The following is a 17,877-nucleotide window of genomic DNA, read 5'->3' as shown; positions in this document are numbered from 1 at the left end:
ACCCTTTATCGAGCATCCTTTGCCGATCCGGGTGCCGCTGTCTTGGCATGCTGCCCCGCCAGCATCCCCGAAGGGGTAAAGTTTGCAATTGCCGTTTGAAATTTGTTCTTCCAACCGGTCACGACATCTCCTTCATTGTCCATCATCGAGTCAAATCCTTGTCGTGCGACCGCGGCAGGATCGTCCTTTTCGCCTGCCCAACCGCAGTATCCAGCATATGGGCGCGTTCAAAAAAGCGTGTTTCCGTTGGGCCTGGCATGAGGCAACTGACGCTCACTCCTGTGTCCTCCAGCTCCTCGCGAAGCGCGAAGGAAAAGCTGTTGAGAAAAGCCTTCGTGCCGTTATAGACAGCCTGATACGTGCCAGGAATGAAGCCGGCAATCGACCCGGTGATCAGGATACGTCCTTCACCGCGCGCGCGCATATCGTTGCCGATCATGTGGATTAAAGCGATCGTCCCAGTGATGTTGGTGTCAACCACGTGCAGCGCTTCCTCAAGATTTTGATCCAGAAACGCTCTGCCGAGCCCGCGGCCCGCATTAGCCAGAAGGATATCGACAGGGCGGCCAGTTGCTGCGATGAACCGGTAGAAATTCTCGACGTTCTGCAGGCTGGACAGATCAGCTTGCCGCGCATCGACATTCGTGCCATGGGCGCGCAGTTCCATCGCAGCATCTTCAATTTGTGGCTCATCGGCTACGACGATCAGGTCATAGCCTTCCTGCGCGGCGATCCTGGCCAGTTCCAGCCCTATACCGGATGATGCGCCGGTGACGACGGCGAGGGGACGCGGTTGGGTTGCCATCTTTGATCCTCCGGTCAGGGTTGAAGGACGACCTTGATGCAGCCGTCCTTTTTATCGCGGAACGTCTTGTAGAGGTCGGGCCCGTCTTCGAGTCCGGCGCGGTGGGTGATGACGAATGACGGGTCGATCTCACCTTCTTGGATACGTTTCATGAGAAGGGGCAGGTAACGCTGCACCGGGGTTTGGGCCATCCGGAAAGTGAGGCCACGGTTTATGGCCGACCCCATTGGAATCTTGTCCAGAAAGCCACCATACACGCCCACTACCGAGACCGTTCCGAAATTGCGGCAGCAATGGATTGCCTGGCGAAGAACGTGCGGCCTGTCCGTTCCCATGAAGGTGGCTACCTTGATGCGGTCAACGACAGAGTCGAAGCTCGCCATAGTGGCGGGCTCCGTTCCTACGGCATCGATACAGGCATCGGCGCCTCTACCCTCTGTCAAATCCATGATGCGGTCGTAGATGTCGTCTTCGCGGAAATCGAGCGTCTCTGCTCCTCCTTCCCGCGCCAGCGCGAGACGTTCTGGTACAGTGTCGATAGCGATGACCCGTTCGGCGCCGAGCAAGAAGGCGCTGCGAATTGCCATCTGGCCAACGGGACCGCAGCCCCAGATGGCAATTGTATCGCCGCCCTGTATGTCGCAGAACTCCGCTGCCATATAGCCGGTGGGAAATATGTCAGAGAGAAACAGGACCTGCTCGTCGGAAAGGCCTTCCGGAACCACTATCGGTCCGGAGTCCGCATATGGTACGCGCAAATATTCGGCCTGGCCGCCGCTGTAGCCCCCCAGAAGGTGCGAATATCCGAACAGTCCCGCCGGTGAGTTTCCCCAGAGCTTTGCTGCTTTTTCCTTATTGGGGTTGGAGCGTTCGCACCCGGAGAAATACCCTCGCTTGCAAAAGAAGCACTCGCCGCATGCAATCGTGAAGGGCACGACGACACGATCACCGATTTTCAAAGTCTTGTTCTCGGAGCCAACCTCGACCACTTCGCCCATGGTCTCATGGCCGAGGATATCTCCATGTTCCATCGACGGGATGATACCATCAAAGATATGCAGATCGGATCCGCAGATCGCACAGGCCGTTACCTTGATGATGGCATCGCGGGCATGTTCAATCTTTGGATCGGGAACGCTCTCGCAGCGCATGTCGCCTTTCCCGTGCCAGGTCAATGCTTTCATGGTGCTCTCTCCTTGCTCGATCGATTGCGGGGCGTGTGCACGGGTGATGGGTGCAATTGCCGGTCAAACCTTCGGAGCGTCATATTGTTCCAGCTTTGCCGGTTCGCCTGCTCGGGAAATGAATTTCAGCAAAATAACGGAGACGTGTGGACGAGGCCGGCGGCCTCAGGCTAGGTCTTGCCTGTTGGTGTCGACGCGGTCTTGCCGTTTAAGCGGCGCCTCATCTCCATTGGCATCATTGTTGGTGCGACACCCCTGGTGGTAGAGTTAATAGTACGTTCAACGACGGTACGATGGTGAACAGAGCAACCGAATATAAAATTGATGAACTTGGGCTGCATCGGCAGTCCCTCATCTTTCCTGTATTGGGGACCAACGGGCGGGTTACGCTACCCTGCTGAAGGACAGAGTTTCCGATTTTATGGTGTCAACGCTCTACCACAGGACCAGGTCGCCAGTATCAGCGCGATTCCCTCCAGTAGCTCGCGATGGGCGGTCCCAGAGGTTTGGAACCTCAGTTCTACTGTAGTCCTGCCTTGCGAAGTCCGTCGATCCAGTGGTACCGTTCAGAAGCGCTGTCATAGGGATAGGCTGCTGACTTTGCGAGTGTCCAGGTCGGCTCGATGTCGCTAAACTCCTTCATGAGCGCTTTTGCCTCATTCAACATCGAGTCGGTGGTTGCAATCTGAGCCAAGCTTGCAGCCACTATCAGGCGAACGTCGTTGGGCTTTTTGTCGGCTTCAATTTTTTCGATTTCGTCGACGGCGTCTTGGTAACGCCCAGCCTGGTAATATCCCCGCGCCAAGATCCAATGGAACCAATAGGGGTGCTCGGGATAGAGTTCCATGGCATCGAGGACAAGCTGAATTGCCCGCTTTGGATCGCCAAAGTAGATCAATGCCTCCGCCATATCGGCGTCAAGTTCGGCTGTGTTCTTGTTAATCCACTCAGGATTGCTGATCAGTGCGCGGGCATCGTTGTATTCTTGGAGGCTTTTAGCAAAATCATTCTGATGCCAAGTCACCATCGCGCGATACCAGAGGGCTCTGAAATCATTGAGCCACCCTTTGGTCTCATCCTTGCTCAATTCGACGGCTTTATCGGCTAGCCGCTCCGCCTCCCCAAGTGCGTTTGAACTTTCGCCCCAGCCATTCTCACACTCCCGCAACCACACGTAGGAAAACTCAGCATAGGCGGGCATATAATCGATATCTTCGTCGATCGCCAACCTGAAGAGCCGTTTTGCCTCTTCGTTTCCCGCTGGAGTCAACGGCTGCTGTCTAGCAAGGCGGCTATTCTCCTTGGCTTTTTCACTAGTCATGTTTATCCCCTTTGTTGTTCTTTGTTGTGAATGATGAGATCACCACTCATTCCTCGAGGCTGTTCAAATTTCCGCCCGATTAAGAAAGGGTTCGCGTTTGGCTTTACAGCTCCTTCAATCCGGCTTTCCGTAAACCATCCAGCCAGTGCTGCCGGTCCCTATCCTTCCGATAAAAATATGCAGCCGATTTCGCGATCGACCAGTCTGGATCAATTTTGCTGAACTCAGCCATTATGGATTTGGCTGCGGGGATGTCCCCCAGCTGTGCCTTGCTGGCCGCAGTGATCAGCCGAACGTCGTTCGGAGGCGAGTTTATTCTGCCTATGGCGTCGATCGCCTCCTGATACTGGCCGGCCATATACCTGGCCCTGCCTTCGTTCCAATCGTACCAATAGTCATAAAATGGGTTGCGACGCTTGGCTGCTTCGATCTGCTCGATGGCCTTTTCAGGCTCACCACCGTAAACCAGCGCCTCAGCCATATCGGCAGCGAGGTCCGGATCGTTCGGATTTATTTGACGTGCCCGTTCGTATTCCCGGTAACTCTTGTCGAAATCGCCTTTATTCCATGCAATAATCGCCAGATACCAATGGCCGCTGAAATTGTCGCTCAAGGAAAGCGCTTTATTCGCAAGGTCTTCGGCTTGTTGGAGTGAAGCTTTACTGTCATCGGTCCAGCCGTTCTGGGCCGCCCTGACATTAACATATGACAGTTCCGCGTAGGCTGCTGAATACTTGGGATCCAATTCAATAGCCTTTTGAAATAGTTGGCGCGCCTCGGCATTCCCCTCAGGCGTGACTTTGCTTGAATCGGCCCAAATCGCCTTACCCTGGAGATAGTAATCGTAGGCGCTCATGCTGGAAGTAAGCTTCGCATTGGACCGCTGTTCTTCGGCGTTGGTAATCTTAACCGCCAGCGCCGTGACGATATTTTTGGTGATATCCTCCTGTACGCTAAACGTGTCCCCTAAAGTTTGGTCATAGCGATTTGCCCACAAGTGATAGCCAGTCTCGGCATCGATAAGCTGGGCGTTGATCCTGAGTCGGTCCGGAGTCTTTTGCACCGTGCCTTCCAGGACGTAACGCACCCTCAGCGCCTTGCCTATGTCCTGGACTTTGGTCGGCTTGCCCTTGAATGTTGCCGCTGAGTTGTTGGCAATCACCATGAGACCGGAAAACTTGGAAAGATCACTAGTGATGTCATTTGTGATGCCATCGCTGAAGTACTCTTGCGTTGGGTCTCCGGTGAGATTGTCAAGCGGCAAGACCGCGATCGAAGGCTGCGAAGGAGACAGGACCTGCAATCCGGCTTCGCTTTTGAAGGTTAAATGTGATTTGTACTTCCACAAAACAGGAACAGCAAGAACAGCAAGAAGCGTCACAATTGCTATCGGCAAGCCCCACTTGGGGTAGCGCTGGCGCGAGCGCGCGGAACTCACTCCCTTGATCGAATATACGTGTACAGGAATCGGGATGTTTTTCAGCCTTTTAGACCCAAGGTCCTGAAAACCAAGGTTGGGCAAGTGTTTCACCTGCTCGTAAAGACTGCCTGATACGCAAATTCCACCAGGCTCGGACATCCCTTCCAGACGCGCCGCGACATTCACTGCGTCGCCAAGCAGATTGTCCTGCTCAACAACAGCATCACCCAAGTTTAGGCCAACACGGAAAAGCATTCGCCAGTCCTTGGACAGTTTCTCGTCCAGTTGCATTATTCCATTTTGGATTTCTATAGCGCAACGCATGGCTTCGACTGGACTGTGGAATGCCGCAATCACGCTATCACCAGCGCCGCCAAATACCCGACCATTGTGGGCTTGAACACGATCATGGATGATTGCTGCACAATCTTTGAACAGCGCGAGAGCACCTTCCTCGTCGTGCCCGACGAGACGGCTGTACTCGACCGCGTCAGCGGCCAAAATCGTGACAAGCCTGCGTTGCAGCATGATCCTTCCCCCCACCTGTATACCATGTTTGGGCAGGCACGGGTGACTTACGGCTGTAGCCAGTCTGGCTTAAGCCGTAGTGATGTGTCCGACTTGGCAAGCAAAAAACGCAAAAAAGCTACCGAGAAAAACGTGTTGAGGCCGAAGCCACAATCCTCTCGATCAGCGAGGCGTAAGACACGCCGGTCATCCGGGCGATGAGCGGGAGATCCGAATCTCTGGGATGCATGCCTGCAAGCGGATTTGCTTCTATAAAATTGACTTCCCCGGCGTCATCGCAACGAACGTCGATCCGGCCACCATCGCGCGCTCCCAGACACTTCCATGCCGCGAGCGCTATGCCGGCGGCGGCTCTGCTCGTTGCGTCATCGACCAAACGAGGCGCGACGCGCTCGTCGAAATGCTTCTTGTTATCGTACGAGTATATTCCAGGATCCGGCCCATCCTTGAGGATTATCTCCATGGTCCCGAGTACATAAGCAGCCGACCCGGTACCTAGAACACCCACCGTGAACTCGCGCCCGGGCAAATAGATTTCGACGAGCACCGGTTGTCTGTAGCGGGAGAGCAGCATTTCGCAGCGCGACTGCAATTCTCTCCGATCGTGGATTTTCGCCGCCGCGGAGATACCCTTGCTGGTACCCTCGGCAACGGGTTTTACGAACAGGGGGAATGGCAGGACGATCTTTTCGACATCAGCAATAGTTTCGACAACTGCGAAATCGGGTGTTCGGATGCCACTGTCACGAACGATCCGCTTCGCCGTCGCCTTATGCAATGTGACAGCAAGACAAAGCGGATCGGCAAAAATATAAGGAACCTCATAGGCGTCCAGAAGGGCAGGTGCCAACGCTTGGCGGCCGAAACCGTACATTCCTTCAGCACTGTTGAAAACGAGGTCCCAACGATCGCCTTTGCTCAAACGCATTGCAAGAGCGCGAGAGGTGCCGATTCGTTGCGTGGAGTGACCTAGCGAGTGCAACGCGTATTCGATTGCCTCGATGGTCTCTGGCCTGTCGAACTCGGCGATCTCTTCCTCGGTATATCCGTCCTTCGCATAGTCGTCCTTAAGATCGAATGTAATTCCAATATTCATCTTTGGGCCCGCCTTCGCAGTCTCACATTTCCCGACGCATTTCGTAACCTACCATCGAACCGTCTATCACAGATAAGGTTTGATCCGTGCCACCAGTTGCGTTTGATCCCGCGGTGGATCGTTGAGCGGTGACCGCCAAGAGCGACGGCAACCTGCGCCAAACATGCCTTGCCTTGCAGCATCTGTGCAACAATGCGGCGTTCACCCATCGTCAATTGCGTAAAAGTGCGGGGCATTCCATCCTCCTGAAAACAAAGAGGGTTTTGTACGTGTCGCAATTGAAAATAGAATGTGCCCCCGGCTGCAGCAGATGTGGCATAACAAGCATTATGGAACATGTCGAATATGGCGCTGACCCCCATTCATCAGAAACATTGATTGTCGCTTGAAACAGTGGATAGTCATGGTGTGGAGGTTAGAATGAATCCCGGTGATGACGACGAACACATGATAGAGACGCTCTTTCGCAACGGCACGATCACCGTCGTTGGCGTGGTGTTGTCATTCTCGCTCGGGTTTCTGACGCAGTGGGCGAGCAATCCCATACCGTGGAGGCTTGCTGACCTGCCTACACTGGTTGTCATTGCGATAGGCATCGTCTTCCAACTGCGTTCTTTATCTCTCCTCCTGCAAACGTCGTCGTTGAAGAAAGTCGTCTATGACAAGGCGAGCCGGCTGTTCCTCAATGGCGTGATCATCACAGGGTCAGGCGTGTTTATTGCCATAGCCATCGACACTGTCCGATTGCTGATCCAGTTTTGATTGCGCGATTGCAGGTGTCTGTTTGTTTGGTCCATTCTCCGGCGGAGCTCTGATGGAAAAGTTTCAGGCACCACTTGCATTGCTGGCGAGGCTGTTTCTCGCATATATTTTCGTCGTGGAGGGGTGGGAAAAACTTTTCCGCTACGAAGGAACTGCAGCATATATGGACGCCAACGGCGTCCCTGCCTCCCTCCTGCCTCTCGTCATCATGACTGAACTGGGTGGTGGGATCCTTGTCACATTGGGGTTCATGGCCCGTTACGCCGCGCTCGCGCTCGCGGGCTTTTGTCTGCTCACTGCGTTGCTCTTCCATACGGACTTCGCAAACGTGGAACAGCTCATAAACTTCAACAAGAACATTGCCATTGTGGATTTCTGGCGCTGGCTGCGCTCGGCCCGGGTGCACTTTCGATCGATGAACGGCGCAGGCGCACCTAGTTGAAGCTTGACGTCTTCAGAAATTCGGAGAGTCGTTCGGTCCTCGGCTTATGAAACATTTCACGCGGGTTTCCCTCTTCACCGATCCGGCCCTGGTTCATGAAGATGACGCGGTTCGACACCTCGTAGGCAAAGCGCATCTCGTGGGTGACGAGCAGCATGCTCATTCCCTCCTGGGCGAGCGTCTTGATGACTTGCAATACTTCATTGACGAGTTCCGGATCCAGCGCGGATGTTACCTCATCGAACAGCATGAGCTTGGGGTTCATCGCGATGGCCCGTGCGATCGCCACGCGCTGCTGCTGACCGCCGGAAAGCTGGCCAGGAAAATGATCGGCGCGCGCCCGAAGGCCGACCCGATCGAGCCATTTCTCCGCGATGGAGCGCGCCTCCTCCTTGCTCAGCTTCTTGACCTTCATCAAGCCCAACATGACATTGCGGGCAGCGCTCATATGCGGAAACAGATTGAACTGCTGAAACGCCATGCCGGTCAAAGCTCTCTGGCGGGCAATCTCCTTTTCGCTCTTGCGGCGGCGCTGACCGCCAACTGTCTCGTAGCCAATCTCCTGGCCGTCGATGCGGATCGACCCGCCCTGAAATTCCTCGAGCATATTGATACAGCGCAGCATCGTTGTCTTGCCGGAACCACTCGAGCCAATGATGCTGATGACATCGCCCTGCACCATCGTGCAATCGACACCTTTCAGCACCTCGACATCGCCGTAGCTTTTATGCAGGTCGCGGATTTCGAGAAGATTGCCTGTCATCGTATGTCGCCTCAGGATGGAACCGCGGTCTTGCGTTCGACGTAGCGGCCAAAACGCTCGATGGCGTAGTTGATGATAAAATAGAGAAAGCCGGCGAAGAAATAGAATTCGAGGCTGAGGAACGAGCGGGAAATGATTTCCTGGGTACGCAACAGCAACTCCGCTACTCCGATAATCGAGAGCAGGGTCGATGCCTTGACCATTTCGGCGGCGGTGTTGACCCAGGCAGGTAACACCTGGCGCAATGCCTGGGGACCCAGCACGTAGGCAAAGGTTTGCGGGAATGTAAGGCCGATCGCCTTCGCGGCTTCTGTCTGGCCGCGAGGGATCGATTGCAGGGCGCCACGCACGATTTCGCCGACATGAGAACTGCAAAATACAGCGAGCGCCAATATGCCGGCCTGAAATGGATTGAGATCGAGCCCGATCGTGCCAAGTACATAATAGCTGGCGAGGACAAGCACGAGTACAGGCGTACCGCGTATGAAATCCGTATAGATGCGAACGATCCAGCGCAGCGGCCGCGCGCCATAGGTCAAGGCCAATCCAACGAAGACGCCGAGCACGGTACCGACGCAAATTGCCAGCAGCGAAATCGAGATGGTCATACCCAAACCTTTGAGGATCGGTATGCGCGCGAGCCACAGGATTTCGAGGAAATGAGCAATATCCATCACATCACCTCGGCAATGACAGGCGGCGTTCGACAGCACGCATCAGGGCGGCGAGGATCGAACAGGTTACGACGTAGAGGCAGCTGGCGACGATCCAGGTTTCAATGACGCGAAAAGTTTCGACATTGATCTTGCGCGCCTCGAAGGTCAGTTCGGGGACGGCGATTGCCGCGGCAAGCGAAGTATCCTTGAACAGTGAAATTATCGTACTGCTCAGCGACGGCAGAACATTGCGGAACATGAGCGGCGCTATGATCGAGGTGCGGATCTGCATCTCAGTCAGTCCGATGGCGAGGCCCGCTTCACGTAAGCCGGCTGGAATCGATAGCAGACCGGCCCGAAAGACTTCGGCGAGGTATGCACCGGAATAGAGTGCGAGCGTGAAGACGAAGCTTTCGATCTTGCCGAGCCGGAAGCCGAGCTGCGGCAGCGCAAAATAGGTGAACAAAACCAACACCAGGATTGGCGTGTTGCGGATGATCGTCACGTAAATTCCAGCGGGACGGCGCGCAAGGCCATGTTTCGAGATCAGGCAGAACGCCGTGAACAAGCCTATCACTGCGCCTATCAGAATTGCGGCAAAGGCCAGCGCAAGGCTGAGTGCCAACCCCTCCAGCAAAAGATCGAAGCTCCGCCATACTGCGGCAAAATTGAGTGTGTAACCCATGATGGCACGTTGATCCGGTGCAAGAAAGGGTGCGGCTTCAAGACATCCTGAAGCCGCAGCGCGCGATCGTCACTTGTATTCGACAGGAAAGCCGATTTGCGGAGGTGTCAGGTCCTTGCCGAACCAGGTCTTGAACGATTTTGCATAGAAGTCGAATTCGACTCCGGTCATTGCCTCGTGCAGTGTCGTGTTGACGAAGTTCAGCCAATCCTGATCGCCACGCTTGACGCCGCAGGCATAGGTTTGCGGGTTCCAGCCGTAGCCGGCATCCTTGTAGCGGCCCTGGTTCTGAGTCATGTACCAGGCGAGCGACGACTGATCGGTCGCCGCCGCATCAGCGCGACCGGATTCGAGAGCCTGATAGATGAGGTCTACGGATTCGTATTGATCGACCTTGGCATCCGGCAGCGCTGCATGAACCATGCTTTCGGCATAAACGTTCTGCAATACAGAAATAGTGACCGACGACCCGGCACCCTTCAGCGCAGCATAGTCCGCGTATTTGCTGTCTGCCTTGAGCATGAGTCCTACGCCTTCCCTATAGTAGGGAATGGTGAACGCAATCTGCTGTGCCCGTTCGCCGGTCACTGTCATGAACTGGCAGGTGAGGTCGACCTTGTCCGTCGTGATGTTCGGAATGCGTGCATCGGAAGATTGATTGACGAATTCGATCTTTTCCGGGTCATTGAACAGCGCCTTGGCAATAATGCGGCCCATATCGACATCGAAGCCCTGAAGCTTGTCGTCTGCACTCTTGAAGTGCCATGGCGCATTGGTACTGCCCGTGCCGAGAACAAGATGGCCTCGAGCCAGAACCTCATCGAGTTTGCTTTTGGTTTCCTGTGCGAATGCCGTAATGGACGGCAACATCGCGAATGCGGCTACAGCGGCCGCAACACGCAGTCGATTGATCATCTTCGTTCCCCTATTCGTCTAGCGAATGTTATTGTTATCCGTTATTATGGAATACACTACTTAATAATGGATTTCCAATAGAATGACAGCCTGTGCAACTTGTCAAGCGCAATTCTGACCAAGGGATATGAGGCCTGCGTGGTTACTGCGAGGCAATGGACCGCCATAAAAAGGAAGCCCGCACCACGAGGATGCGGGCTTTTGAATGACGCACCACTTAGGCAGCGGCGGCGTTGACGTGGCTCTCGGCCAAAGCCGTGAGGGCCTTGTCTGTCTTCAACTCTTCCTGAAGATTTTGTTCCAGTAGCGCAGCGCAGTCATTGCGTCCGAGCTGCTTTGCCCATGCGACGAGGGTACCGTATCTTGTAATCTCGTAATGTTCGACCGCTTGCCCGGCGGCGATGAGGGCAGCATCGAGCACCTGATCGTCGTCAACCTCGCCCGAGACCTCGTCGGCTTCCTCAAGGATGCCATCGATGGCTGGGCAATTAACGCCAGCCACGTTCACGCCGTGCAGCTTGAAGACCTGCTCCAGACGCTCAATCTGGACCTCGGTTTCCTGCAGGTGTTTTTCGAACCCATTCCTCAATTCCTGATCGGATGCCTTGTCGATCATTTCGGGAAGGGCCTTCACAATCTGATTTTCTGCGTAGTAGATGTCTCGCAACGTATGGACGAAGAGATCGTCCATTGTCTTAATATCCTTGGAAAAAAATCCCATTTCGTCCTCCTGTTCGGCGCACGAACTCTCCTCCGGCAGCCTCGCGGCTTCCGCACAAAAGAGTAGCTCTTCGGCCTGGTTTTTACAGGAAAGTAACGACGAGCCGGGGCAATGGTTCCTTGCCGGCAATACTACAGGCGGACGGGCGGGTCGAAGCGTCCCCTGCCCTCGATTTCCACCAGATAGGTCTTTCCCGCGTCCGGATCGGATCGATGCACAAGCTCCGTCATCTCGTGATAGGCCGTCGTGACGATGATATTTGCACTACCTTCGCTGACAAAGGCAGGACAGGAGGGCTGAAGGATTGGCATCTCGATCGATCGCACGCGCGAGCCTTGGGGCGAGAAGACATTGATGCAGGAACCTCCCCAGCAGGCATTCCACAAATATCCTTGGGCGTCGACCACCGACCCATCAACGCCACCTTTCTCGCGATGCTGGTAGAATAAGGCGGGTTCCCCAGCAGGAAGGCCAGTGTCCGGAGCTGTGTCGACACGCCAAATGGTGTTTGTTTTCGTGTCGGCGTAATAGGCGGTGCGACCGTCCGGCGCAAAACAGATCGAGTTTGGTATCGATATCCCGTCGAAAAGCTTGCGTAAGGTCCCCTCCCTGTACCAATAGATGGAGCCGGCGCCCACCTCGCCTTTCTTGCCCATTGTTCCGATCCAGAAGGCACCGGAGGGATGCACACGCGCGTCATTGGAGCGGGTGGCGGGATTATCAGCTTCGACAGGCTGACGCATGGTCGTGTGGCCGGTCCGCTGATGGCGGATGAACAGGCCGGTTTCGGTGGCGACCAGTTGCCGTTCGGCATCAATAATGGCAAGGGCGCTCGCCATTTGCCCGAGAGCGTGGATCTTCGCCTCGCCGCCTGACAGTGGCTTCTCAAACAGGCGTCCGGTCACGATATCGAACCACCAGACCGTTTGTGTCAGAGGATCGTAGCCCGGGCCCTCGCCAAGTTGGATCGGCTCGTCATGAAATACGCTGATTTCTGGCTGGTTCACTATGCTCACTTGGAAAAAATATTGTCGTAGGCTCTGACCGTCGCTTTTGCACGGTCGCGGACAAAATCAGACGGGGCGCCGACCTTATACAGGCTGGAGCCGAGCCCGAATGTACGAATGCCGACTGCCTTGTAGTCCGCGAACGTGGTTTCGTCCACGCCGCCAACGGCGCCAATGATTGTGCCCTTCGGCAGAATGGCACTGATCGCCTTGATGCCATCAGGACCAAGCACGCTGGCCGGAAAAAACTTGAGGCCCGAGGCGCCGGCTTTCAACGCGGCAAGGGCTTCAGTCGGCGTGAAGACGCCGGGCATCGTAACCATTCCCGCTGATGCCGCGGCAGCGAGGACCGATGCATCCACATTCGGGCTGATCATCAGCCGCCCGCCGGCGGCGGCGAGCCTCTCAACGTCGGCGGGGTCGAGCACTGTACCGGCGCCGACCAACACGTGAGAAGGCAGATTTTTCGCAAGAGTTTCAATGGAATGGAACGGGTCAGGGGAGTTCAGCGGGACTTCGATTACCTCGATGCCCGCCGCCACCAGTTCCTCGCCGATGGCCAATACCTCGTCCGGCCCGACACCGCGCAATATGGCGATGAGGTCGCGCTTCAGCTTCGGCCATGGAGCGGAAATTCGAGACATGTGTTTACCCCTTGGATGGCCAAATGCTTGATGCGGCTACGAAAAGTCCCTTGCGAACGGCCTCGTCGGCATCAACGAGGTCAAAATCCAGATGGGCGATACGAAGGGCCGCACCGTAAAGCGCTGCCATCGCACCGGATGCGACAAGCGTTATCCCGTCTGAAGATTTTGCCTTGGCGCCTGCGATTTCCGCGCCGATCAGCAGGCCGGACAAACGCGATGCGGCGCCCTCCGGCGACAAATCGTCGAGCAGCATCGCGGCGCGAATGCCGAAGAGCTCGCCCAGCATACGCTCGCCCGACAACATGAGCTCGATCGAAGCGGCAAATTGCGGGTGATCGGGTGAAGCGGAACTTGCGGCGTCACCGATGGAATGGCGCAAGATAGATTGCGACGAGAGAAGCGCATAGAGTTCGCCGGTCAGGTAGGTCGAAAAGCCCGTCGCCCTCCCCTCCTGCAAGCTGACCCATTTGGAGTGCGTCCCCGGCATCGCGATGATTCTATTGGATAAATTGCGAGCGAGGATCGCGCCGAGCAGCTGCGTTTCCTCCCCGCGCATCACGTTTGGAGAATGTCCCGATTGCGACAGCCCCGGAATGATGCGCACATCACGCGCGATGTTTTCGATCCTGGCCGCGCCTGAGAGGATCGCCCTCAGATCGGCCGGAACGGGCACGTAGCGCGCCTCGACCCAGCCCTGGCGCGAGCCGGCCATGCCACAGACGATGACCGGCAGATCGGCAGGCGCGCCGAGCGCCGACAGATGGCCTTCCAGCGTATCGGCAAAGCCGCGGTTTCTCGACGCATCGAGGCCGTCGTCGGAGCGTTTTTCCGCGATGACGTTGCCGGCAGCGTCGACCAGCCAAAGGCGAAAACGGCTGGTTCCCCAATCACTTAGCGCGTAGTGGGCAATGTCGCTCACAGGTAGCCGCCATCGACGATCAGCGTCTGGGCGCTGAGCATGCGCGAGGCGTCGGAGGCGAGAAACAGACAGGGTCCAACCATGTCGCCGGGCATGAGTTCCTCACGCAAGACCTGTTTGCCGAGGTGAGCGCGAAGCCCGTCTTCCGTCACCCAATGCGTACGCTGGCGTTCGGTCATCACCCAACCTGGCGCGATGGCATTGACGCGGATCCTTTCAGGTCCGAGCCGTCCGGCTAAACCCTTGGTAAGACCGATGATTCCGGCTTTCGCCGCCGTATAGGACGGCATGTTTCCCTGGTTGATCATGAAGGAGGTCGAGGTGAAATTGATGATCGAACCGCCGCCCGACTGGCGCATGCCGGGCACGACGGCCTGGGCCGCGAAGAACTGCGGACGCAGGTTGATCGACTGGTTCCTGTCCCAATATTCGACCGTCACATCATCGATGTCATGCCGGTCATCCCAGGCCGCATTGTTGACAAGAACGGTGATCGGCCCATTGAAATCAATGGCTTGCGCAATCGCATTGCGCAGGGCTTCGACATCGGACAGATCGGCCTTGAGATAATGCGGCCGGTTTCCATAGCGCGTACCGAGCGTTTCCACGAGAGTCTGCGAGACCTCATCGGCAATATCGATGAAGGCGACGCGTGAACCCTGGGCGATGAAGCCTTCGGTGAGCGCCGCGCCGATCCCGGAGCCGCCCCCGGTTATCAGAACGGAGCGATCTTTCAGATCGGGAAAAATGGCGGAGGGCATCATGGCAGGAACTCGTTGAAATGATCGACTGGCGCGGCGAAATTCGGCCGAGCAGGATTGTCATCTTGCGAGGGTGAAAGTCAAGAGACGGGAATGCTACCTGATGCACGCAAAATTCCCGCCCAAGTGGAAATTTTCGTGCCAATTCCGGGCGTTTTGAATCCAATCCCACTTTTTTGCTGCGGCAAGCCTTCAAGCTCGTTCCCAACGCGCTCCAATTCCGCTTCTAGCCGCACCAAAACCGGTTCCGATCCGGAAAAAACCAGCCAACCGATTTTTGAGCAATGGTTCCGAACCGGAACTCCCTGATAAATGCACCATGTCGAGCCAAGCCGAAAACTTGTGATCGGAAGGGGGACGAAGCGCAGTACCGGCGGGTTCTCCCGATTCCCGGTTGGTACTTGCCGGCTCAAACTTCATTAGACGGCAATGGCCTACTGATCCATCTTAAGGGGCCGGGCCGAGATAACAGCAACGCGGATGTCGGCAATGGGCTGAGCGACTGGAACGCGGAATAGCTGCAATGCCCGTGCCGGAGGAACACGGATGGGCATTGCCTGCGTTGCGCCTAAGGGGCGGGGTGGGACTCCCTCCCCCACTAATATTTTCCAAATGTGAATCAGCGTTTCGAATTACCATCGCCGCCACTGAGCTGATCGGCTCCGCCCTTGCCTTCGATATAGTCATTATCGAGGCCACCATTGATGAGATTGATGCCGCTGTTGCCATAGAGATGGTTGCGCCAGCGACAAAAACGATGTATGACTAGTTATCTGACTAGTTATCTGACTGGTTTTGGAGGCGTCATGAAAACCTGGCCTGTACAGGATGCGAAAGCGCATTTCAGCGAATTGCTTGAAACTTGCGTGGCGGAAGGGCCGCAGATCGTCACCAAACGTGGCGCAGAAACGGCGGTTCTCGTTCCTATCGGGCAATGGCGGCAATTAAGCATGCGCGCGCGCCCTTCCCTGAAGGAATTGCTCCTGTCGCCAGAAGGGCGAACCGACAGTTTGATCCCGCCACGCGCGGGCGGGCGGCGGCGCATGGCTGCCAGCTTGGAATAAAACATGTTTCTTCTCGATACCAATATCGTTTCGGAACTGCGGCGGATCAGACCGCATGGTGCCGTGCTCGCATGGATCGAAGCCGTCCCGGACGCCGAGCTTTTCGTATCTGCCGTCACCCTCGGCGAAATTCAGGCCGGTATAGAGCTGACGCGTGAGCAGGACCTTGTGAAAGCTACGGAAATAGAGGCGTGGGCAGACCAGATCTCCACTGTCTGGAATATCCTGCCCATGGATACCGCTGCGTTCCGTCAGTGGGCGAAGTTCATGCATCGCCAGTCGGATACGGTCTATGAAGACGCGATGATTGCGGCCACAGCCGCCTTGCACCGCCTTACGGTTGCTACACGTAATGTCGCGGATTTTGAAAGGTTCAATGTTCCGGTCCTCAATCCGTTCGAAGCTTCCTGAAAATTCTAATTCCGCACTACGTAATCGGCGGGCCTTGATTTTTCCAGCACCAGTTCGGCATTCGGGATATCATTGGACCAGGCTCGCTTCTGCGCCGAGCCGACATTGTGGCCGTGGGCGAGCCAGCGCTGCACCAGTCGGTTTTCCAGCTCCAGCCGGTCGACATCCAGAAACAGTGTCAAATCGAAATAGGGCGCAAGGCGGTCCCATGGCGACTGGTCGAGCAACAGGTAGTTGCCCTCGACGAGAAGGATGCGCTGATCCGCCTTGACGATGCCGGCCCCCGCCCTTGCCAGATCGAGCTTGCGCTCGAACAGCGGAATGACGACATCCTCGCGTGTCTCGCGCAGCCGCCGCAACAGCACCTCGAAACCGGCAACGTCGAAAGTCGCCGGTGAGCCTTTGCGCTTGCGCAGGTCCATCGCGTCGAGAATGGCATTGTCGAGATGAAAGCCATCCATCGGCACGACAACCGCTGCATCCGGTTCTTGCAGGTTGATGGCAGCGCAGAGCGAGGCGGATACGGTGGATTTGCCGGATCCGGGAGGACCGGCAATCGCCACGATCAACCGGGAGGTCTCGGCTGCGCGGGCCAGTATCTCTGGAACCAGATCTTCAAGGGTGGTCAGCATGGTTGTGTGCTCATTGGGGATATTACAGCATGGAGGAGGTGGTTGTATCTCCCCTCTAGCTGGACGACAAGATTGCCTAAGGGTGGTTCGTGGTTGGACAAGCTCACCATGAGGGAAGTGGGTTGATGGCAGGGTGTCAAGAACTGCAACGTCGGCGACGAGCCTATATCCTGTCGCATTGCTGCTGTGCGTGGTTCGACGAGCTCACCCTGAGGAGATGAGTGGATTGCATGATAACCGGAGGCGTCGCGACAGGCATCAACGCTGCAATTCCTGGCTCCCTGCAATCACCCCACCTCCCTCATGGTGAGCTTGTCGAACCACGCACAGCAAATGGTTAAGGTGGGACGGAACTCTCCCACCTTAACCCGCCCGGTCGCTCACCCCAGCCATTTATCATAATCGGAGACGAGCAGATGCAGCGGTGCCTCGTCCTCGTCGATCGAGGAGAAACGGCCGATGGGCTCGCGGAAGATATTGTCGGTGAGATCGTCATTGACGGTGGAGACCTCGCCGATCAGCACGTCGCCGCCCTCGCCCCAGAACGCATGCCAGTTGCCAGGCAGAAGCGTGACGCTTTCACCGGGCTGAAGCTTCAAGAGACCGCCGGCTTTCTGACGGACAATACGCCCGTCGGTGGCGACTTCGACATCGGTCGTCTCGTCAACGCTGCCGTCGGGATTGGAGTTGAAGAGTTCAAGCACCAGCGTGCCGCCGCCCCGGTTGATGATATCTTCCGCCTTGACGATATGGCGATGCATCGGCGAGAGCTGCTTCTCGCGCGAGATCATGATCTTCTCGGCATAGAGCATGCCGCCGCCCTTTTTCAGATCTTCCTGATTGCCGTTGCGCGTGGTGAAGAGGAAGAGGCCAAGCTCATCGAACTTGCCCTGGCCGTAATCGGTGATATCCCAGCCGAGGCGAGCCTGAAGGATGGCTTTTGAATCCGTGGCGGTACGGGTCTTCAATTCTTCCGGCGACCAATAGGCGAAGGGCGGCATGACATAGCCGAACGAACGGATGAACTTGTCGCTTTCGCGGATGATCTCATTGACTTCAGAACGCTTCATTTCTTAAACGATTTCCTTTAATTCCCATACAAGCAGGTGGCCGATATCTCTCCCCTTGAGGAGAGAAA

The 17,877-nt window shown here is 56.2% G+C and carries 22 protein-coding genes and 1 pseudogene; 5 read left to right on the top strand and 18 right to left on the bottom strand.

Features of this window, described 5'->3' with window-relative positions; genetic code table 11:
* Window positions 1-5: 5 nt before the first annotated feature.
* The 6 genes and pseudogenes from CU100_RS16465 to CU100_RS27720 form a co-directional block, all read right to left on the bottom strand.
* Window positions 6-805, bottom strand: a pseudogene (locus CU100_RS16465) (SDR family NAD(P)-dependent oxidoreductase).
* Window positions 806-819: 14 nt separating this feature from the next.
* On the bottom strand, window positions 820-1,989 hold the full coding sequence (locus CU100_RS16460) for a zinc-dependent alcohol dehydrogenase (protein WP_106717662.1): 1,170 nt from the start codon (window positions 1,987-1,989) through the stop codon (window positions 820-822).
* Between the two features lie 520 nt (window positions 1,990-2,509).
* Window positions 2,510-3,217: a tetratricopeptide repeat protein gene (locus CU100_RS16455; protein ID WP_146141860.1), complete on the bottom strand. Its 708-nt coding sequence runs from the start codon at window positions 3,215-3,217 to the stop codon at window positions 2,510-2,512.
* A gap of 196 nt (window positions 3,218-3,413) precedes the next feature.
* Window positions 3,414-5,258 carry an adenylate/guanylate cyclase domain-containing protein gene (locus CU100_RS16450; protein WP_106717660.1) on the bottom strand — a complete coding sequence of 615 codons (1,845 nt, stop codon included), beginning with the start codon at window positions 5,256-5,258 and terminating at the stop codon, window positions 3,414-3,416.
* A 118-nt stretch (window positions 5,259-5,376) separates the two neighbouring features.
* A complete protein-coding gene (locus CU100_RS16445) occupies window positions 5,377-6,354 on the bottom strand; it encodes a D-alanine--D-alanine ligase family protein (RefSeq protein ID WP_106717659.1) in 978 nt (325 codons plus the stop codon).
* A complete protein-coding gene (locus CU100_RS27720) occupies window positions 6,351-6,563 on the bottom strand; it encodes a hypothetical protein (RefSeq protein ID WP_407070345.1) in 213 nt (70 codons plus the stop codon). The genes CU100_RS16445 and CU100_RS27720 overlap by 4 nt, the downstream gene beginning before the upstream one ends.
* A gap of 211 nt (window positions 6,564-6,774) precedes the next feature.
* Here CU100_RS27720 and CU100_RS16435 point away from each other — a divergent pair, with 211 nt between their 5' ends.
* Window positions 6,775-7,116 (top strand): hypothetical protein, encoded by a 342-nt coding sequence (locus CU100_RS16435; RefSeq protein WP_106717657.1) that lies wholly within the window; start codon window positions 6,775-6,777, stop codon window positions 7,114-7,116.
* 52 nt (window positions 7,117-7,168) lie between these two features.
* Window positions 7,169-7,558 carry a DoxX family protein gene (locus CU100_RS16430; protein WP_106717656.1) on the top strand — a complete coding sequence of 130 codons (390 nt, stop codon included), beginning with the start codon at window positions 7,169-7,171 and terminating at the stop codon, window positions 7,556-7,558.
* On the opposite strand, the gene CU100_RS16425 is transcribed toward CU100_RS16430, so the two are convergent.
* The 9 genes from CU100_RS16425 to CU100_RS16385 all read right to left on the bottom strand — a co-directional run bounded on the left by CU100_RS16425 (window position 7,551) and on the right by CU100_RS16385 (window position 14,635).
* Entirely contained in the window at window positions 7,551-8,321 is a 771-nt protein-coding gene (locus tag CU100_RS16425; protein WP_106717655.1) for an amino acid ABC transporter ATP-binding protein, read from the bottom strand. The genes CU100_RS16430 and CU100_RS16425 overlap by 8 nt on opposite strands.
* An 11-nt stretch (window positions 8,322-8,332) precedes the next feature.
* The gene (locus CU100_RS16420; RefSeq protein WP_106717654.1) at window positions 8,333-8,995 is read right to left on the bottom strand and encodes an amino acid ABC transporter permease; all 663 of its coding nucleotides are present in this window, start codon (window positions 8,993-8,995) and stop codon (window positions 8,333-8,335) included.
* Window positions 8,996-8,999: 4 nt separating this feature from the next.
* Window positions 9,000-9,662 carry an amino acid ABC transporter permease gene (locus tag CU100_RS16415; protein ID WP_106717653.1) on the bottom strand — a complete coding sequence of 221 codons (663 nt, stop codon included), beginning with the start codon at window positions 9,660-9,662 and terminating at the stop codon, window positions 9,000-9,002.
* 69 nt (window positions 9,663-9,731) lie between these two features.
* Window positions 9,732-10,577 (bottom strand): transporter substrate-binding domain-containing protein, encoded by an 846-nt coding sequence (locus CU100_RS16410; protein ID WP_106717652.1) that lies wholly within the window; start codon window positions 10,575-10,577, stop codon window positions 9,732-9,734.
* A 217-nt stretch (window positions 10,578-10,794) separates the two neighbouring features.
* Window positions 10,795-11,298, bottom strand: coding sequence for a YciE/YciF ferroxidase family protein (locus CU100_RS16405; protein WP_106717651.1), 504 nt, complete (start codon window positions 11,296-11,298; stop codon window positions 10,795-10,797).
* Window positions 11,299-11,429: 131 nt separating this feature from the next.
* Entirely contained in the window at window positions 11,430-12,305 is an 876-nt protein-coding gene (locus CU100_RS16400) for an SMP-30/gluconolactonase/LRE family protein (RefSeq protein ID WP_106717650.1), read from the bottom strand.
* A gap of 5 nt (window positions 12,306-12,310) precedes the next feature.
* The gene (locus tag CU100_RS16395) at window positions 12,311-12,949 is read right to left on the bottom strand and encodes a 2-dehydro-3-deoxy-6-phosphogalactonate aldolase (RefSeq protein WP_106717649.1); all 639 of its coding nucleotides are present in this window, start codon (window positions 12,947-12,949) and stop codon (window positions 12,311-12,313) included.
* 4 nt (window positions 12,950-12,953) lie between these two features.
* Window positions 12,954-13,871, bottom strand: a complete 918-nt coding sequence (locus CU100_RS16390; protein WP_106717648.1) for a 2-dehydro-3-deoxygalactonokinase — start codon at window positions 13,869-13,871, stop codon at window positions 12,954-12,956.
* Window positions 13,868-14,635 carry an SDR family NAD(P)-dependent oxidoreductase gene (locus tag CU100_RS16385; RefSeq protein WP_106717647.1) on the bottom strand — a complete coding sequence of 256 codons (768 nt, stop codon included), beginning with the start codon at window positions 14,633-14,635 and terminating at the stop codon, window positions 13,868-13,870. Before CU100_RS16385 ends, CU100_RS16390 begins: the two co-directional genes overlap by 4 nt.
* 90 nt (window positions 14,636-14,725) lie before the next feature.
* On the opposite strand from CU100_RS16385, the gene CU100_RS26615 reads away from it, so the two are divergent.
* Window positions 14,726-14,941, top strand: a complete 216-nt coding sequence (locus CU100_RS26615) for a hypothetical protein (protein WP_146141859.1) — start codon at window positions 14,726-14,728, stop codon at window positions 14,939-14,941.
* A 310-nt stretch (window positions 14,942-15,251) separates the two neighbouring features.
* On the opposite strand, the gene CU100_RS27715 is transcribed toward CU100_RS26615, so the two are convergent.
* Window positions 15,252-15,395, bottom strand: a complete 144-nt coding sequence (locus tag CU100_RS27715; protein WP_170113893.1) for a hypothetical protein — start codon at window positions 15,393-15,395, stop codon at window positions 15,252-15,254.
* Window positions 15,396-15,438: 43 nt separating this feature from the next.
* On the opposite strand from CU100_RS27715, the gene CU100_RS16370 reads away from it, so the two are divergent.
* Both CU100_RS16370 and CU100_RS16365 read left to right on the top strand, forming a co-directional pair.
* Window positions 15,439-15,696: a type II toxin-antitoxin system Phd/YefM family antitoxin gene (locus tag CU100_RS16370; protein WP_106717644.1), complete on the top strand. Its 258-nt coding sequence runs from the start codon at window positions 15,439-15,441 to the stop codon at window positions 15,694-15,696.
* A gap of 3 nt (window positions 15,697-15,699) precedes the next feature.
* Window positions 15,700-16,107: a type II toxin-antitoxin system VapC family toxin gene (locus CU100_RS16365; RefSeq protein ID WP_106717643.1), complete on the top strand. Its 408-nt coding sequence runs from the start codon at window positions 15,700-15,702 to the stop codon at window positions 16,105-16,107.
* A gap of 5 nt (window positions 16,108-16,112) precedes the next feature.
* Here CU100_RS16365 and CU100_RS16360 read toward each other — a convergent pair whose 3' ends face one another.
* Window positions 16,113-16,739, bottom strand: coding sequence for a nucleoside triphosphate hydrolase (locus CU100_RS16360; protein WP_106717642.1), 627 nt, complete (start codon window positions 16,737-16,739; stop codon window positions 16,113-16,115).
* Window positions 16,740-17,119: 380 nt separating this feature from the next.
* Window positions 17,120-17,809, bottom strand: coding sequence for a D-lyxose/D-mannose family sugar isomerase (locus tag CU100_RS16355; protein WP_106717641.1), 690 nt, complete (start codon window positions 17,807-17,809; stop codon window positions 17,120-17,122).
* Window positions 17,810-17,877 lie beyond the last annotated feature (68 nt).

The organism is Phyllobacterium endophyticum, assembly GCF_003010935.1.
Lineage (GTDB): Bacteria > Pseudomonadota > Alphaproteobacteria > Rhizobiales > Rhizobiaceae > Phyllobacterium > Phyllobacterium endophyticum.
The sequence above is the reverse complement of the archived record's forward strand: the minus strand, read 5'-3'. Positions and strand labels throughout refer to the sequence as shown.